Annotated in this window: 15 protein-coding genes; 3 read left to right on the top strand and 12 right to left on the bottom strand. The window is 37.9% G+C overall.

All coding sequences use genetic code 11. From position 1 onward, the window contains the following. Nucleotides 1-91 precede the first annotated feature (91 nt). The 4 genes from F4694_RS01835 to hpf form a co-directional block, all read right to left on the bottom strand. Nucleotides 92-2044, bottom strand: a complete 1953-nt coding sequence (locus F4694_RS01835; RefSeq protein ID WP_179595190.1) for an SEC-C metal-binding domain-containing protein — start codon at nucleotides 2042-2044, stop codon at nucleotides 92-94. A gap of 173 nt (nucleotides 2045-2217) precedes the next feature. After that, a complete protein-coding gene (locus tag F4694_RS01830; protein ID WP_179595189.1) occupies nucleotides 2218-2619 on the bottom strand; it encodes a cbb3-type cytochrome c oxidase subunit I in 402 nt (133 codons plus the stop codon). A 414-nt stretch (nucleotides 2620-3033) separates the two neighbouring features. After that, complete coding sequence (locus tag F4694_RS01825; RefSeq protein ID WP_179595188.1) at nucleotides 3034-3876, bottom strand: DUF1028 domain-containing protein; 843 nt, start codon at nucleotides 3874-3876, stop codon at nucleotides 3034-3036. Between the two features lie 137 nt (nucleotides 3877-4013). Further along, a complete protein-coding gene (hpf, locus tag F4694_RS01820) occupies nucleotides 4014-4562 on the bottom strand; it encodes a ribosome hibernation-promoting factor, HPF/YfiA family (RefSeq protein WP_179595187.1) in 549 nt (182 codons plus the stop codon). A 254-nt stretch (nucleotides 4563-4816) separates the two neighbouring features. On the opposite strand from hpf, the gene F4694_RS01815 reads away from it, so the two are divergent. Beyond that, nucleotides 4817-5320 carry a spore coat protein gene (locus tag F4694_RS01815; protein ID WP_179595186.1) on the top strand — a complete coding sequence of 168 codons (504 nt, stop codon included), beginning with the start codon at nucleotides 4817-4819 and terminating at the stop codon, nucleotides 5318-5320. A 3-nt stretch (nucleotides 5321-5323) separates the two neighbouring features. Here the strand turns inward: F4694_RS01815 and F4694_RS01810 are convergent, their stop codons facing one another. The 5 genes from F4694_RS01810 to F4694_RS01790 all read right to left on the bottom strand — a co-directional run bounded on the left by F4694_RS01810 (nucleotide 5324) and on the right by F4694_RS01790 (nucleotide 10490). After that, nucleotides 5324-6040, bottom strand: coding sequence for a ComF family protein (locus F4694_RS01810; RefSeq protein WP_179595185.1), 717 nt, complete (start codon nucleotides 6038-6040; stop codon nucleotides 5324-5326). Continuing rightward, on the bottom strand, nucleotides 6037-7524 hold the full coding sequence (locus F4694_RS01805; RefSeq protein WP_308806243.1) for a DEAD/DEAH box helicase: 1488 nt from the start codon (nucleotides 7522-7524) through the stop codon (nucleotides 6037-6039). The genes F4694_RS01810 and F4694_RS01805 overlap by 4 nt, the downstream gene beginning before the upstream one ends. Before the next feature lie 153 nt (nucleotides 7525-7677). Continuing rightward, the gene (locus tag F4694_RS01800) at nucleotides 7678-8517 is read right to left on the bottom strand and encodes a DegV family protein (protein WP_179595184.1); all 840 of its coding nucleotides are present in this window, start codon (nucleotides 8515-8517) and stop codon (nucleotides 7678-7680) included. A 103-nt stretch (nucleotides 8518-8620) separates the two neighbouring features. After that, entirely contained in the window at nucleotides 8621-9301 is a 681-nt protein-coding gene (locus F4694_RS01795) for a response regulator (RefSeq protein WP_179595460.1), read from the bottom strand. A gap of 43 nt (nucleotides 9302-9344) precedes the next feature. After that, entirely contained in the window at nucleotides 9345-10490 is a 1146-nt protein-coding gene (locus F4694_RS01790) for a sensor histidine kinase (RefSeq protein ID WP_179595183.1), read from the bottom strand. A gap of 261 nt (nucleotides 10491-10751) precedes the next feature. On the opposite strand from F4694_RS01790, the gene F4694_RS01785 reads away from it, so the two are divergent. Both F4694_RS01785 and F4694_RS01780 read left to right on the top strand, forming a co-directional pair. After that, a complete protein-coding gene (locus F4694_RS01785; RefSeq protein ID WP_179595182.1) occupies nucleotides 10752-11396 on the top strand; it encodes a YigZ family protein in 645 nt (214 codons plus the stop codon). 126 nt (nucleotides 11397-11522) lie between these two features. Then, nucleotides 11523-12575 (top strand): LCP family protein, encoded by a 1053-nt coding sequence (locus F4694_RS01780; RefSeq protein ID WP_179595181.1) that lies wholly within the window; start codon nucleotides 11523-11525, stop codon nucleotides 12573-12575. A 110-nt stretch (nucleotides 12576-12685) separates the two neighbouring features. Here F4694_RS01780 and F4694_RS01775 read toward each other — a convergent pair whose 3' ends face one another. The 3 genes from F4694_RS01775 to F4694_RS01765 all read right to left on the bottom strand — a co-directional run bounded on the left by F4694_RS01775 (nucleotide 12686) and on the right by F4694_RS01765 (nucleotide 16179). Beyond that, complete coding sequence (locus tag F4694_RS01775; RefSeq protein WP_179595180.1) at nucleotides 12686-13756, bottom strand: glycosyltransferase family 4 protein; 1071 nt, start codon at nucleotides 13754-13756, stop codon at nucleotides 12686-12688. Nucleotides 13757-13910: 154 nt separating this feature from the next. Further along, entirely contained in the window at nucleotides 13911-14972 is a 1062-nt protein-coding gene (locus F4694_RS01770) for a glycosyltransferase family 4 protein (protein ID WP_179595179.1), read from the bottom strand. Nucleotides 14973-15075: 103 nt separating this feature from the next. After that, nucleotides 15076-16179, bottom strand: a complete 1104-nt coding sequence (locus F4694_RS01765; RefSeq protein WP_179595178.1) for a glycosyltransferase family 4 protein — start codon at nucleotides 16177-16179, stop codon at nucleotides 15076-15078. Nucleotides 16180-16182 lie beyond the last annotated feature (3 nt).

The following is a 16182-nucleotide window of genomic DNA, read 5'->3' as shown; positions in this document are numbered from 1 at the left end:
TTTGCTGTCCCTTTTCATTTGTCTGTATTAGTACCGAAATAAATGCCTTTTTGCAATATGCAAAAAAAATCGAGAGGATGATCCTCTCGATTTAATGCTTTTCAAGCCATTCCTGTAATCCCTCTATCTTCTTCCATAAGTGAAGATGAGCATCAACATAGATAATAGCTTCGTTTACATCACCCCAGCTGTGATATTCTGGCATATGTTTTGGTAGACGTTTTTTACCGGTTAGGAATGGAATCACATTTGGATTTTGCTTTTTAGCTTCCTTCAGGATTCTAGCCGCTTTTGCACTCAAACCATTCTTCAATAATTCGAGCAATACCTTGTTGTAAAGCCCATAGGCGGTTTCCTCCTCATATTGTTTCAAAAGTTTCTCTGCTTTAGACAACTCCGCCTTGTCCAAATAAAGTGCAAATAACATATAACGAGCACCGAGGTTATCATTTGTATTTAACACAAGGATTTCCTCATATTGCTGTATGGCTTCCGATAATTTCCCTAGTTGATACAAAGCATCGGCATATTGAGCTTTAGCACGCATGTAAGGTCTAGTTTCTAACAAACCCCAAAAATGCCCTTTATTTTCTACAAAGAATGCTTTTCCAAGTTCCTTTTCCCCGATTTTCATTGCTTTTTCAGAGAGCATTAATGCTTCTTGCAGGCTTGTTGAATTTTCAAAGAGTATAACATAGGCATCCACACAGTTCGGATTTATGCTTATGGCTTCCTCAGCAAGTTTATATCGTTTAGGACCTTGGACTTTCATTGCATCATAGACCAATTGTTGTGCACGCTCTTTATTTGTTCTGGCTGCTTTCTTTGGAGATTGATTCATTAACTTCTTATTCAAAAAGTCACTTATTTCTTCAACACTTTCAAAATTATGACCCTGAATCTCTGCTAGTGCTTCGTCCATGGCTTGTTCTGTGGGCATTGGCCCCTGTAACGGATTTATTGGTGGAGTATTGTGATTATCAAGTTCATCTTCCTCATATGATAGTTCAATAATACTTTTTATATCTTCCTCTAATTCATCATCCATTTCTATATAAGTAGAAGAAAGGGATCCTACCGGTACACCATACAACTTAGCGATTTCCTTTTGAGTCATCGGTGAAACCATATCGTTGAACAGAGTCATTAAATAATGTAGAGAAGCTGCATATAGATTCGGCTTTTTAATCCTTTTCGGCTTTTTCTGGCAAAATTGAAACCAGAGAATTATCCCAATATCCACGGTTGACGGCATTTCTCCAAGTGACTCCATACTTTTCTTGAAAAGCTCTGCCACCTCTTTATAAACAGGAGACTGCCACTCCATATTATCAATATCAACCATACCGCCAATCTTAGTAAGATCCACCATAATCTCCATAAAGAACTCTGTTAAAAATTCCTGCGGAGACTCATAAGCAGCAATAAGACTTTTTTGTTTTATATAGTCAATCGCATGATAGACCGGTAAATCGGGCAATTCAAATGGCGCTGGAAAAAAGACATATTTTTTATTAAATGGCAGAAGGATTCCCATAAAAAATGACCCTATATCAAACGATCTTTGGGCATTTGTGACATTCGCTTCAAATCGTTCAGATGAAAACCCATCAACCACGATAAGTTTATTATTTTCAACTTCTAAAATTTCGCCCACAATCACTCTTGCTTCTGTCCAAGATTGAAGAATTTGTTTCAATTTAGTTCTTTTAATTCTTCCAGCCTCTGAGGAGATAAAGTTTTCTAGAATGGTTCCCCCAGCCTCCAATTCATTAAACAGCGAAAACCAGACTGTGTAAACAAATTCGTAAAACTGCCTCTCTTCATCCTCAATCTCAAAGTATTCTTCATATTCATCAAGACCCTGATATATTTCCTCTTCAAAGTGATCGAGGGCAAAATGAAGCAATTTCTTTTGTAAATCGTCTATTTCATTTTCAATAACCTGTGTAATCGACACGGCTTCTTTTGCCCCGCAGCACTTTTTATATTTCTTCCCGCTCCCACATGGACAAGGTTCGTTCCGACCTATGTTTTCAGCCATCAGTACTAGCCCCTCCCTTTTCTATGTATCTAATTTGTATCAATTAAATAGTACCATTTTTGACAGATTAGTATCGAATATACCTACTATTTTTTTATCGGGACTCTTTATTTGAATGAATGGAATATATAAAAAGACACACATGATGTCGATTCATGTGTGCAAGTTGTATTTTATAGCGATACATTTTTATCAGAATTGTACTTTGAGTCTTTTCCAACATATTTAAACACATTGACCATAAATAATATAACACCAATCACCACCGCTAATGATCCAATAATGGTTGGTGCAAGAGCTGCGGAAACACCCAATACTTGAAGTGCTATACCACCGAGCATAACCGGAACCCCAATATTGTGTAACCAGAATTGTGTTTTAGCAAGCTTTGAATTTGCAGCATTTGGATAAAAGTGATAAATAAGTCCGAATAATGCCATGGATACCCAGCCTAGTAAATTTACATGCGCGTGAACAGATGTAAAACGGAAATCATGGATAATTCCCATAGTCAGCCCTGCCAAAACTCCAATCGTAAAATAAACAGTTGCTACCTTTAAATACGTTTTCCCCACTTAATACCTACCTCCTTAGAATAAAATCTAGAACTATTATACTATATTTCAATAAAATAACAATATTACCATTATATAAATAGTGTTATTAATATAAAGGCTCTGTTATAATTGAATGTTGATTTATTTGTGTTTGTAAAATAAGCGGAGAATTTCCGTTTAAATTGGGAAATACCCATTTTTCCTTAAAAATTAGCGGAGTTTTTCCGCTTATTGTATCCAAATCCTTGGATTTTGTCTTATTTAAAGCTGTTAACCGGAATATCTCCGCTTATATCTGCTTCTTAGGGTTCCTCAATATACAATAGCAGGAAATTCTCCGCCTATGAATTCTCTACCCTTTACGAAAATCAACAATAGATAATAACAGAGCCAAAATAAAAAACTCCTAATGGGTATTAGGAGGAAAAAGTGTTATGATTTTTTCATAAAATCAAGAATCTCCAGGTCAATATACCCTGAACTCTGTTCTCTCATTTCAAAGTTTTCTGTATGAATATAAGCAGTTAGGGCCCTATAAATGTCATCATTGCTTTTTGGTTCATCGCTAAGGTAGGATAACCTTTTTAAATGGTGAAGTAACTGGACCTTGATTTCTCCTTCAATCGCAGCGATTCGCTCAGGATTCGATGGTGCAAAATACAATTGCTGCAGCTGATAAATTCGGATTAATTCTTTAATGGGGTCTGGATGATCATCAACCCTTAAATCAATGTAGCGGTCATTAAAACCACCATACCCTCCACTATCTTTCACGATATACAGAGCAGCAGACTGCTTTCCTCTGCTGTCTCCGCCAACTTCCTGACCGGCATCTAATGCAGCCAAGAGTCTGTCTGCAAGTGGTCCTTCGGTTTCCGTAAATACTTGTGCCATGGCTTGTACTGTTTTTTCATCCACTAAAATATTCCCTTGCGCAGCAAAGTGGGTGCCTGTCACCCCGCCAGCCCAATCATAACACTCACTACCTGTGAATGTCGCTGGATTTCCAAAAGAGTCAATAAGTCCAACCTGGCGCATTTCTTTTTCAGGGTCTTCAGCTAACAGTAGTTCAAGGGTTTCCTGTGCAGACTTCCCCTGCTCCATTAATTCAAGTGCTTTTGGACCATAAGCTGTGTTGGCATATGATTGAGTCGCTACTGCCCCAGCACCAGCCTTTGCCCAAGGTACCACAGCACCTACTCCTAAAAATTTTGATTGAACGGCAATTCCCCATTCTTTTTCAATTGGATCATACCCTACGATTGAAAATGTCATGAATAAAGCCTCCTGTGAAAATTGATTTTGATCGTAATCCGGCTATTGTCGTATATTCTAATTATATAAAATATTAGAATAATAGAACATCAAGAAAAACGCAGTTCCAACGGCTCGGAACTGCGTCATGTTTCTAATTAATGTGTTTCGATTAAGCCATAACGGCCATCTTTACGCTTATAAACTACGTTTGTACGATTAGTCTCAGAATTGTTGAATACATAGAAGCTGTGTCCTAATAGATTCATTTGAAGAATCGCTTCTTCACTGTCCATTGGCTTTAGATCAAAACGCTTGGTACGAACAAGTTCTAAGTCCTCTTCATCGTGATCTACAGTTTCAGTGTTTTCAGAAGTTGAAAATGTAACCGGGAAATCACCTTTTTCTCGGAATTTACGATTAACCTTTGTTTTATGCTTGCGAATTTGGCGCTCTAACTTGTCTGAGATCAAGTCAATGCCGGCATACATATCGACATTTGTTTCTTCTGCTCGAAGAACCAAATTTGGAAGCGGGATGGTAACCTCTACTTTTGAACTTTTATCTTGATTGAATCTTAGATTCACATTTACCTTAGCTTCAGGTGCTTCTGTGAAATACCTTTCCAATTTAGAAATTTTCTTTTCAACGTAATCTCTAATTGCTGGAGTTACCTCAATGTTTTCACCACGAACGTTATAATTCATTTGTGGACTCCTCCTTTATATTCCTATGTATTACATTTCTATTTTACCCTTTGATAATCCTGCTAAATCAGAATTAAAATTTTGTCGAAATTTTGACAAAATCACAGGGAAAATAGTGACAACCAAACCAAGATACCGGTAAAAGCTTTTTAAAGGATCCTACATCTTTAGTCTATTATTATCAGGGACAATTTACCACCTTTATGTCTTAGGAATAAAGTACTGAGATGAATAATGACTGGAGGAGAGTATGCATGGAACAACAAGAAAGAAAAACACTCGCATGGCATGAAACATTAGAACTTCATGAACTGGTTGCATTTCAATCTGTAGGCTTAATGAAGTTAAAATTATCGTATAGAAAGGTTCCTGACCAAGAGCTAAAGGAAATCTATAATAAATCTATTCACGAGCTTGAAAATAACCTTGGTGAGCTATTAAGGTTTTATCCTTCCGCTCCTGGTTACCAAGGCAGGGATGACGAAGATGACTTTCGTGAGGATGTTGGTTTCTATGCCGGTGACCTTCTAAGTCTCTCCAAAGCCTTAGTCCGGAATTTGTCTGTGGCTATTACGGAAACGGCGACTCCAGCTTTACGAAATGTGTTAACGAAGCAATTAAACGCGGGTATCAAGGGACATGAACGAATTTATAATTACATGTATAGACATGGCCTTTATCCTTCGTATGACTTAGGCCGCCTGCTTGGACTTGATATCGAAAATGCCCAAAAAGCCTTAAGGATGAAGTATAAATAATGTTTATCGTGCGAGCGTAAGTGATTGAATCCCTTTCGCTCCCGATTTTTTCAACAGCTTTGCAGCATGCCTAAGTGTTGAACCAGTGGTATAAATATCATCAATCAGCAGAATTTTTTTTCCTATTACTTCAGTTTGACCATCGACCTTAAAAACCTGTGGAATATGAATTCGTTCCAATCGTGATTTTTTCGATTGTTTTTCTGAATGTATTCGGGTTAGCAGCATTGTAGGGGGTAAGCCTGACTCATTCAACAGCGCTTCTGCCTGATTAAATCCCCGCTCATACAGACGCTCACTACTTAAAGGAATTGGTACAAGTAAATCCGGCTGTAACTTGCTAATTAAATCCTTTATTTTTTCAGCAAAAATTATCGCCAATATATAATCACCACGATATTTAAATGTAGCCATTACTTCCTTAAAAAAATCGTTATAGAGATATATGGAGTGATTAGAATCAAGATAGCCCTTCCAATCTTCATCCTCCTCCCAGCGTTTACAGTCAAAGCACAGCTCACCGTGGCGAAACTTTTCATCTAAGAATTGAAATGGGCGGCTGCATACCCTGCATTGTTCTCCTTTAATTAAGTGAAATTTCCCCTCACAAGTTGGACATAGATTCATCCCCTTTTCTGCTGAAAAAATGGTTTTCCATCCTATTTTAGGCTGGATGATTTCATGGCATATTAGACATTGAGCTTGAGAGAATAAAATCATCCGTCAATTAGCCCCTTTCTCACTCCTTCACGATTCATTTCAGTAATTTGTTTTTGTGCCTTTAGCATTGCTTCCGTTTTTCCATAATGAAAAAATGTAACTACTCCATTAGGGAACTCCTTACTCCTTCCTGCCCTGCCGGCAATTTGAACAAGTGCGCTTTCAGTAAATATGTCATCCTCCGCACCAACAACGGCTACATCGATGTTGGGAAATGTTACACCACGTTCTAAAATCGTGGTGGTTAGTAATAAAGGAATCTCCTTATTTCGCATTTTTTGAACCTTATTTTTACGGTCTGGATCCTCCGCATGGACAGACTCAATCTCGGGAGCTAATTTTCGGAGGATCGGGAGGGCTTTTTCCATTAAGAGGATATGCGGAAAAAACAATAAAGCCTGTTTATTATTCTCTAGCCGTTCTTTTATCCAGTGTAGAACATTTGCAGGCAGCTTCTCTTTTTTTAATTGCTTTTGCCAATTGCCACACCACGTGAAGGAAGGAATGGGAAGAGGATGACGGTGGAATCTGGCTGGGATTGTGGTAAAGGCTCTTTTTCCTGTTTGGCACTCTCTTTGCCATCTTTCATTGGGTGTGGCAGTTAGGTAGATCATGGCTGATACTGGCTTCCGGGCATGAACTGCAGCATACTGGAGAGTTTCCTCCGCTGTATACGGAAACGCATCGACTTCATCCAAAATAATCGTATCAAAGGCGTGGTGAAACCGTAGCAGCTGATGGGTAGTGGCAATTGTAAGCGGGGCATAAAGGTGGCGGTCCTCACTTCCGCCATATAGAGAAGCAACACTAATGTCAGGAAAGGCTGTTTTCAGCCGTGGTGTAAGCTCCAGGACTACATCTGTTCGCGGCGTAGCAATACACACTCTTCTTTCGGCTCTGAGGGCAGTTTCTATTCCAGCAAAAAGAACCTCGGTTTTTCCAGCACCACAAACAGCCCACACAAGCAGTTCTTTCATGTTCCTCACTGTCTCTACTACTCTATATGATGCCGTTTGCTGACCAACCGATAACTTGCCTTTCCACCCTAGAATATTTTCAGGCAAATGATGATTTGGAGCTGGACCGTTCCAGCCAAGTAAAGGGGTACATGCACTAATTCGCCCCATCATCAAGCACTTACGGCAGTATAAGCAAATTTCCCCGCATCTGGCACATGGAAACCTTGCAAACCAATGCTCTGCCATGTTACCACAACGAGAACAAATTGGGTGATTTCTTCTATAATCAATCCCTTTTCGATAAGTAATATAGCCATTTTCATAATGTTTTTGTATTACTTCAAGAGAGAAAGGAACGTCATCCATCAGGAGTTGTTTGCCTGTGAGAAGCAGCTGTAGATGAAGATTGTAGGGAAATGCAGGGTTTAAAGGAGGCTGTGGAATGACTGGGATTTGTGAGATGGGAAGTGAGTTTTCACTATCTCTTAGGGGAATCAATAAATTGTTCTTTACAAGAAAACGCACGAGAAGCACCCTTTCTTTATTCTTTTTGACTTACACTTTAAAAAAATTCAACAAGGCGCATCAAATTACCTGCCCTTGTCGAATAATAGTTAGAAATTACCCAGAGCATAGGCGAAAAGCCAGGCTGATCTTAGCCTAGCTTCTCCATACAAACTATTTTTTCATCCAGCCAAGGCCCATGGCACCTTCTCCTAAGTGAGTTCCAATCACAGGGCCAAAGTAGCTTACCATGAATTCAACGTTTGGATACAATGCTTCGAGCTCTAACTTCCATTCTTGCGCTTCTTCTTCACGGTTAGCATGGATAACCGCAGCTTGGTAGTGCTCACCGCTGGCAGCATCTTCTCCTAACAGATCAACAATACGTTTCATCGCTTTTTTCCGGGTGCGGATTTTCTCAAATGGGACGATGACCTTATCTTCAAAGTGAAGAAGGGGTTTTACTTGAAGCAGACTGCCGATAATCGCCTGTGCGCTAGAAAGGCGTCCACCACGCTGTAAATGGGACAGGTCGTCCGCCATAAAATAGGCACGTGCTGTTTTTTTCAATTCCTCAAGACGGGACATAATTTTATCACTGTCTTCACCATTTAAAGCCATTTTTGCAGCTTCAATCGCATATAATCCTTGTGGCATACAGCTTACTTCCGAATCGAAGGGATACACCTTAATATGTTCCACCATTGTACTGGCTGTTACAGCTCCAGCAAAAGTCCCGCTAATCCCACTGGAAAGGTGGATACTTATGACAGCGTCATATTCTTTAGCTAATCGCTCAAACAACTCGACAAACTGTCCGATTGGAGGCTGTGAGGTGGTTGGAAGATCTTTCACCTTCACTTCTTGATAAAATTGTTCTGCTGTAATATCCACTTCTTCCTGATATACCTCGCTGCCGAAGATAACATGTAACGGGATCATGTGAATATTCCATTTATCGCGTAATTCTTTGGGTATGTAAGCGGTACTATCCGTAACAACTGCCGTCTTCATAATGAAACCATCCTTAAATATATGTTTTGTTCTATTCTATCTAAAAAACAATTAAAAAAACAGAGGGCACGCCCATTTCTAGAGCGTGCCCTCCCTATAAAAATTATCGAACCTCAACCCAGCCGTTTTTAATCGCTACTACAACAGCTTGTGTACGATCGTTGACGTTCATTTTTTGTAGAATATTACTTACATGGTTTTTTACCGTTTTTTCACTGATAAATAAAGCTTCCCCAATTCCACGGTTACTCTTACCATCAGCCAGCATTTGCAGTACTTCGCATTCACGGCGCGTTAATAGGTGAAGCGGGCGTCTTAATTCAAGCGTTTGAACAAAGGCACCGCCGCCAGAACGTCCTGCTGTCAGCTTGCGATATTCATTTACTAAATTATGAGTCACCTTTGGATGTAAGTAGCACCCGCCTTCAGCTACAACCTTGACCGCCTCAATTAGAGCGTCGGCATCCATTTCCTTTAGTAAGTACCCTCTTGCCCCGGTTTGCAGTGCATGAGTCACATAATTCTCATCATCATGAATCGATAAGATAATAATTTTGGTGTCAGGAAATTTCTCAGATAGTTCACGTGTAGCTTCAATTCCATTCACGTTTGGCATATTTATATCCATAATCACTACATCAGGATTATAAGCATTTACAATCGTTATCGCATCACTTCCGTCATCACCTTCGGCAACAACCTGGAATGCTTTTTCAAATTCTAGTATTCGTTTAACCCCTTCTCTAAATAGCTGATGGTCATCGATAATCGCAATCTTCGTCATCATTTATTTCCCCTCCTGCTCCAATGTATTGCATACTTTTAGTTTAAGACGGTAATGGAACGACAATAAAAACGGCTGTTCCTTTTCCTATTTTTGATTCAAACGTAATATTTCCTTCAAGAAGTTCTACTCGTTCTCTCATTCCTATAATTCCAAATGACTCAGGCTTTTTTTGATTGGTATCAAACCCAGAGCCGTTATCTTTAATTAAAACCGTTAATTCATTCTTGGTCATTTCCAGTCTGACTTTTATTTCACAAGCATTGGCATGCTTTAATGCATTTTGTACCGATTCTTGAATCAATCGGAATAGACCCACTTCATATTTAGGAGGAAGCCTGCGTTCTATACCAACGGGAATAAACTCAATTTTAGACTTGTTATGATATTCTTCGATGGTTTGTAAGTATTTTCTGAGGGTGGGAACTAGGCCTAAATCATCAAGCGCCATCGGTCGAAGATCATAGATAATTCTTCTAACCTCATATAGGGCAGCTCGAACCATTTTTTTGAAGCTTCCAATCTCTTTAAATGCTTCCTCTGGCCCTTGCTCTCGATAAACACGGTCAACCAAATCAGATCTCATAATAACATTAGCTAGCATTTGCGCCGGACCATCATGAATATCTCTAGACAGTCGCTTTCGCTCTTCTTCTTGGGCTTCGATAATCTTCAAACCAAAGTCCTGTTTTGCTTTTGCATTCTGTAATTCTTCACCCATAAGTTTTAAATCACTCATGAGATAATTCATGACCACTGAGATTTGCGAGATTAGCTGGTCTGCACGATCAATCGTTTCATCCAGCCCCAGCAGCCTGCGTTCGAGGTCCGCTCGTTTATCCAATAGTTGTTTTTTATATTGCCAATTGATTGACAGGTCCATTTGGAGTTGATGTGCTTTTTCATAGGATTCCCTGACCTCAGCTTCAGTGTATGCTTTAAAATTCATACTAAGCTCTGATAAAGTTAATCTAGCCTTAAGTACTAGTTCTTCTAAGCGTTCCTCTTCGGCATTCAATTTCACCATCATTTCTTTAATGGTGCGTAATTCAGATGTCATATCTTCATAGTCTTTTCGGCATTGCTCACTTATTTGAAAGATATCACTTTTACTGCTCGTGACCGTTTCAATCATCTCTTTACGTATTTCATCAATCGATTTCACATTAATCTTCTGAATTTTCGCCATGCTCTCCTCCAGAGACCTTTTTTCTAGTTTAACGCGAATTGTAAGTTTTTACTATCTCTAAGCATTAAACCAAAAAATTTCCCAACTGTATAGTGCCTAAGTAGTATAATGTATATTAACAAAACTACTATTTTACGAAAGTGGATTTTCACTATTTGAACATTATTTATTATAACACGGGAAAGTTATTTCTATATTAAAGTTATATTACACCGGTGTTTTTTTTATATTATGTCAAAAAGATTATGGAGGGAGAGTACCATGCTATCTCGGTATTTTACGGTTAGGCAGGAAGTATCTGAACATGAAATTATCATTCAAAAGTCGCGTTTTATTGCCCATATTAAAAGAGCAGAAAATGAAGGGGAAGCTCAAGAATTTATCCAAACTCTTAAGAAAAAATATTGGGACGCTAATCATAATTGTTCAGCATATTTAATAGGTGAAAATGACCAAATTCAAAAAGCGAATGATGACGGTGAACCCAGTGGTACTGCCGGCGTACCCATTCTTGAAGTATTGAAAAAAAAGAATCTTAAAGATACGGTGGTCGTCATTACCCGCTACTTTGGAGGGATTAAATTAGGAGCAGGCGGATTGATTCGTGCGTATGGGAAAGCAACATCTGAAGGTTTAGAAACCGCAGGTATTGTTGAAAGAAGACTTGTTCAAGTTATTCACGTAAAGATTGATTATACGTGGCTTGGGAAAGTGGAAAAGGAACTCAGGTTATCTACATTCATTATTAAAGAGATTAATTACCTTGATCATGTTGTCATTGAAGTATATGTGGACACTGAACAAGGTCAAGCTTTCATAGATTGGATGGTTGATTTAACAAATGGGAGTTGTAACTTTACGAAAGGCGAAAACGTCTATTTAGAGGAAGAAAAATCAACTAATTAAGGATTTATGAAATGGTATGTCATAAAACTACAAAAAATTACAATTTACTTAACCTAAAAAAAATAGTAAAATGTTACTCAGCCATAAATAGAACTTTAATGTTGATATTAAAAGGAGATTACCTTTATGTCTCAAGAGATTAGAACAATAAGAAAGCAAAACAAAAGAAAAAAAAGGAAAAAACGAATCCTTACTTGGATTTTAGTCCCTTTAGTTGTAATTGCTTTAAGTACAGTTGCTTATGGTAGCTTTTTATATAAAAAAGCTGAGTCGGTTGTAAATAACTCATATAAACCGCTTGAAAGTGTTACACAAAAGAGGGAAGAAAAGGTTGACCCAATCATGGATAATGTCTCACTTTTATTAATCGGAGTGGATGACAGTGAAACCCGTAAATTTGGGACGGGTACAAGATCCGACGCATTAATGGTGGTCACATTTAATAAAGATCAAAACTCTGTTAAGTTAGTGAGCATCCCTCGGGACTCGTACGTGAAAATTCCTGGCAAAAAAAATAAAACGAGAATTAACGCTGCACATGCAATCGGAGGAACAGAACTTGCTGTAGAAACGGTTCAAGAGATGTTAGAAATTCCGATCGATTATTATGTAAAGATGAATTTCAACGCATTCATTGATGTCGTAGATGCTATAGATGGTATAAAAGTGGAAGTGCCTTATCTAATTACTGAACAGGACTCTAAAGATCAAGCAGATGCCATTACATTGCAGCCTGGACTTCAAACGTTAAATGGTGAAGAAACATTAGCATTAGCAAGGACACGTCACCAGGATAGTGATATTTACAGAGGCCTTCGCCAACAAGAAATTTTAAAAGCAATCATAAAAAAAGGAACATCTATCAATTCCCTGCCAAAACTATCTGGTATTATTAATGCTGTTGGCAGTAACATGGAGACAAATCTTACTTTTAATAATATGAAATCATTTATTAACTATGTAATTAATGATAAGAGCCTTAACTTTGAAACATTAGCTCTTGAAGGAAGCGACTCCACAATTAATGAGGCTTATTATTATCAACTTGACCCACAATCATTAGCAGATGTTCAGACGCAGCTTCAAACTCATCTAAGTGGTACCACTAGTGATTTAACCGCTTCTGAAACTGAATCTGGGTTAGTTAATACGGATTCCATAGAAACTGGAACCGAATGATAAATGGATAACCACTTGACCTATATAGGATTCTATATAGGTTTTTTTTCATTTAAAATGCAAAATGGGAAATGATTAACCTGCATCATTCCCATTTCCAACAATCCTCGTTAGACCTTTTTACGGTTCTTATCGACTGAAAAACGAAAAGTCCTCAGTAATTTTAATAAAGGGTTAAACTCTCTTCCGAATAAACCGATCTTTTCTGCAATTAGTTCAATAAAAAACAGTAAAACAGCCCCTAGTAACATTGCCCCCCAAAGCTTAGCCTGCGAGAAAACAACAGCCACTACAGCAAATAATGCAGCCATCGCATATATGAGGAGCACTGTTTCTCTGTGTGAAAAACCTATCCGAAGTAAACAGTGATGTAGATGAGATTTATCAGGTGATGACAGTGGCTGCTTGTTAATTATTCTACGGAGTATAGCAAAAATGGTATCCGATATAGGTACTCCCAGGATGATAATCGGGACAATAAAGGAGACAAAGGTTATATTTTTGAATCCTAAGAGTGATAATACCGATATCATAAATCCTAAAAATAAGGCCCCGGTATCACCCATAAAAATTTTTGCAGGATAAAAATTATGGTAAAGGAATCCGAGTGTACTAATCAAAAGGATGGACCCAACTGTTACAACATATAGATTTCCCATAATAAACGCCATACCTGAGATGGCGACTAAGGCAATAGAGGATACACCTGCAGCCAGCCCGTCTAACCCATCTATTAGGTTAATCGCATTCGTTATACCGATAATCCAAAGGAAAGTAAAAGGAATACTTAAAAAACCAAACTCAAAAAGACCGCCAAATGGCAAATTAATAAATGTAATCTGCAATCCTCCGTAAAGAACGATAATAGCTGCAGCAACCACCTGAGCCAGGAGTTTGAATTTTGCAGATAACTCAAACATATCATCCAGAATTCCGGAAATAACGATAATCCCACTGCCAATCAAAATGGAAGCAGAATATTGATTGACAGGCTGGAGAATAAAGACCCCTGCTAAAAAAGCTATATAAATGGCTAAACCGCCAAGACGAGGCATTAACTTCTGATGGACCTTTCTCGTATTCGGTCTATCTGTTGCCCGAATTTTGTAAGCTAATTTTTTCACCAGAGGTGTTATAAAAATTGAAATCAAAAAGCACATTAGTAAGGTAAGAAATATCATGAACATCCTCCTTACTAACTATCTTGTCCAAGATATTCGAAACAAAAACAGAATGATGATAGTAATATCCGGAAATTCATATTAATAAACTTTTCAATACAATAAAAAAGTCTAAGAAACATTTGATAGTTTCTTAGACTTTTAGAATCGTAAATTATCTATTTTTAGCATTAACCGGTTTTATACCCTTTAAGAACTTAATCAATGGCTGGTAATCATCACGAATTAAGCCAATCTTCTCAACGATAATTTCAATAATCACGATTAAAGTTAATACCATAATTAGTGATCCCCAAACAGTAGCCTGTGAGAAAATAAAGGCAGCGAGACCAAAGATTGCACTCATTAAGTAGATTAATATAACCGTCTGACGATGTGAAAAACCTGATTTTAATAGACAGTGATGCAAATGAGATTTATCTGGCGCAGACAAAGGCTGCTTATTTACTAATCTTCTAATAATCGCAAAGAACGTATCAGAAATCGGAACTCCCAAAATGATAATTGGAATGATTAAAGAGATAAACGTAACACCTTTGAAACCTAAGAGCGATAATACCCCGATAAGATATCCAAGGAACAATGCTCCCGTATCACCCATAAATATTTTTGCTGGGTAGAAATTGAATATCAGGAATCCAAGTGTAGATACTGCCGCAATTAGTGCTACCATGGTGACATATGGATTCCCCATAACCGCCGCCATTCCAGCAATGGTTAACAATGCAATCGTTGAAACACCCCCGGCAAGTCCGTCTAATCCATCAATTAAGTTAATTGCATTGGTAATCCCAATAATCCAAATCATAGTGAGTGGGATACTAAAGAATCCAAAGTTAATTTGCCCTCCGAAAGGCAAGTTGATAAATTCAACATTTAAATCACCCAATACAACTACGATGAGTGCCGCAAGTATCTGTCCAGATAATTTAAGCTTAGGCGAAATTTCCTTGATATCATCAATGATTCCAGTAAGTATAATAATCAAGCACCCAAGGATAATTTCCCAATGGAACTCATAGTGTGGCTGTAGGATTAGTATTCCTATTAAGAAGCTTAAAAATATGGCTAAACCACCCAATCTAGGCATGATTTTTTGATGAACTTTTCGGGTATTTGGTTTATCTGTAGCACCAATTTTAAATGCTAATCTCTTCACAAGTGGTGTTAGGAGTATTGCCGCTATGAAACTAATAATCAATGAAAAATACAACATACAGGCCCTCCGTAAACTCGTTTTATGTCTATATTAGTAGATTTTTGATAAAAAATATACCATATTGGATTATAGCACACACTTTTATTTAAAGAAACAATAATTAGTGAACAAACTTCGTATAGGTCTGATAAATACTATCAGCCGTAGATTGAATGGAGAAATTTCGGGATGTATAGGTAAAGAGTTTTTCTCCCATTTCTTTTAATTTATCTTGCTCTTTTAATTCAATCGCAGCCTTAATTGCATTACTGATATCTTCTACTTTATCATTTTCAAGAACAAAGCCGTATGATTGATCAGGTATCATATCATTAACACCGCCAACATCAGTGGTAATGACAGGTGTTTTTTCCTTTGAGGACTCTAACAGCACTAATGGGAAACTTTCTGTTTTAGATGTCAGCAGAGTAATATCCGCAAGCTTAAAATAGGCATCCACGTTTTCTCTATGTCCTAAGAATTTTACCTTACCAGTAAGATTAACTTTTTTAACCAGCTCTTCCATCCGTTGACGTATAGGTCCATCACCTACAAAGATGAGTTTTGCAAAAGGATATTTCTTTATGACATTCTCCATTGCAAAAATCGCCAATTCATGTCTTTTTACTGGGTCAAAGCGTGCTACCATTAATATGACGAAATCTTGAGGATTTAGTTTCAAATCTTCATAAGAAATTTGATTTGTGCTTTTTTTATCAAAATCAATTCCATTTAGAATGGTGGTAATTTTATTCGGCTGCACTCCAAAATCACCCATCATTTTAGCAAACCGCTTAGAAATGGCAAAATAATGGTCGGGTTTCTTTAGAACGGCAAGATTTAACTTAGTAAAAAGGTCACCCTTCATTCCGCGCCCAAGGAAGTCATTTCTCGGGTCACTGTGAACGGTAGTCATCCAAACTACCTTGGAGAACATTCGAATAAAATAACCATATAAGTTAGCCCTTGCACCATGAGTGTGAACAATATCGACATGATTCGTCTTTATAAACTGGATAATTTTAAATAACACAGACAAATCATAGCGTGAAGTTTGTTTGAAAACGAGAGTATTTATTCCTAGTTCCGTTGCTTTCAGCTCGAAAGTCCCCTGTTCAAGAAGCCCTAAATAAAATTCGTCACGATTTAATTGATTTAGAAGGGATAATATGTGGACCATCCCCCCTCCCGTTTCATTACCAGCATTTAGATGCAGTACTTTCATTCG

This window comes from Neobacillus driksii (assembly GCF_013409995.1).
In the GTDB taxonomy this organism is placed as follows: domain Bacteria; phylum Bacillota; class Bacilli; order Bacillales; family Cytobacillaceae; genus Neobacillus; species Neobacillus driksii.
Note: the sequence above shows the minus strand (reverse complement) of the source record. Positions and strands in the feature narration are given on the sequence as shown.

Excerpts from the sequence above, each read along its gene's own strand:
- F4694_RS01835 (WP_179595190.1), bottom strand. The coding sequence starts at position 2,044 with ATGGCTGAAAACATAGGTCGGAACGAACCTTGTCCATGTGGGAGCGGG.
- F4694_RS01825 (WP_179595188.1), bottom strand. The coding sequence starts at position 3,876 with ATGACATTTTCAATCGTAGGGTATGATCCAATTGAAAAAGAATGGGGA.
- hpf (WP_179595187.1), bottom strand. The coding sequence starts at position 4,562 with ATGAATTATAACGTTCGTGGTGAAAACATTGAGGTAACTCCAGCAATT.
- F4694_RS01815 (WP_179595186.1), top strand. The coding sequence starts at position 4,817 with ATGGAACAACAAGAAAGAAAAACACTCGCATGGCATGAAACATTAGAA.
- F4694_RS01810 (WP_179595185.1), bottom strand. The coding sequence starts at position 6,040 with ATGATTTTATTCTCTCAAGCTCAATGTCTAATATGCCATGAAATCATC.
- F4694_RS01800 (WP_179595184.1), bottom strand. The coding sequence starts at position 8,517 with ATGAAGACGGCAGTTGTTACGGATAGTACCGCTTACATACCCAAAGAA.
- F4694_RS01795 (WP_179595460.1), bottom strand. The coding sequence starts at position 9,301 with ATGACGAAGATTGCGATTATCGATGACCATCAGCTATTTAGAGAAGGG.
- F4694_RS01790 (WP_179595183.1), bottom strand. The coding sequence starts at position 10,490 with ATGGCGAAAATTCAGAAGATTAATGTGAAATCGATTGATGAAATACGT.
- F4694_RS01785 (WP_179595182.1), top strand. The coding sequence starts at position 10,752 with ATGCTATCTCGGTATTTTACGGTTAGGCAGGAAGTATCTGAACATGAA.
- F4694_RS01780 (WP_179595181.1), top strand. The coding sequence starts at position 11,523 with ATGTCTCAAGAGATTAGAACAATAAGAAAGCAAAACAAAAGAAAAAAA.
- F4694_RS01775 (WP_179595180.1), bottom strand. The coding sequence starts at position 13,756 with ATGATATTTCTTACCTTACTAATGTGCTTTTTGATTTCAATTTTTATA.
- F4694_RS01770 (WP_179595179.1), bottom strand. The coding sequence starts at position 14,972 with ATGTTGTATTTTTCATTGATTATTAGTTTCATAGCGGCAATACTCCTA.
- F4694_RS01765 (WP_179595178.1), bottom strand. The coding sequence starts at position 16,179 with ATGAAAGTACTGCATCTAAATGCTGGTAATGAAACGGGAGGGGGGATG.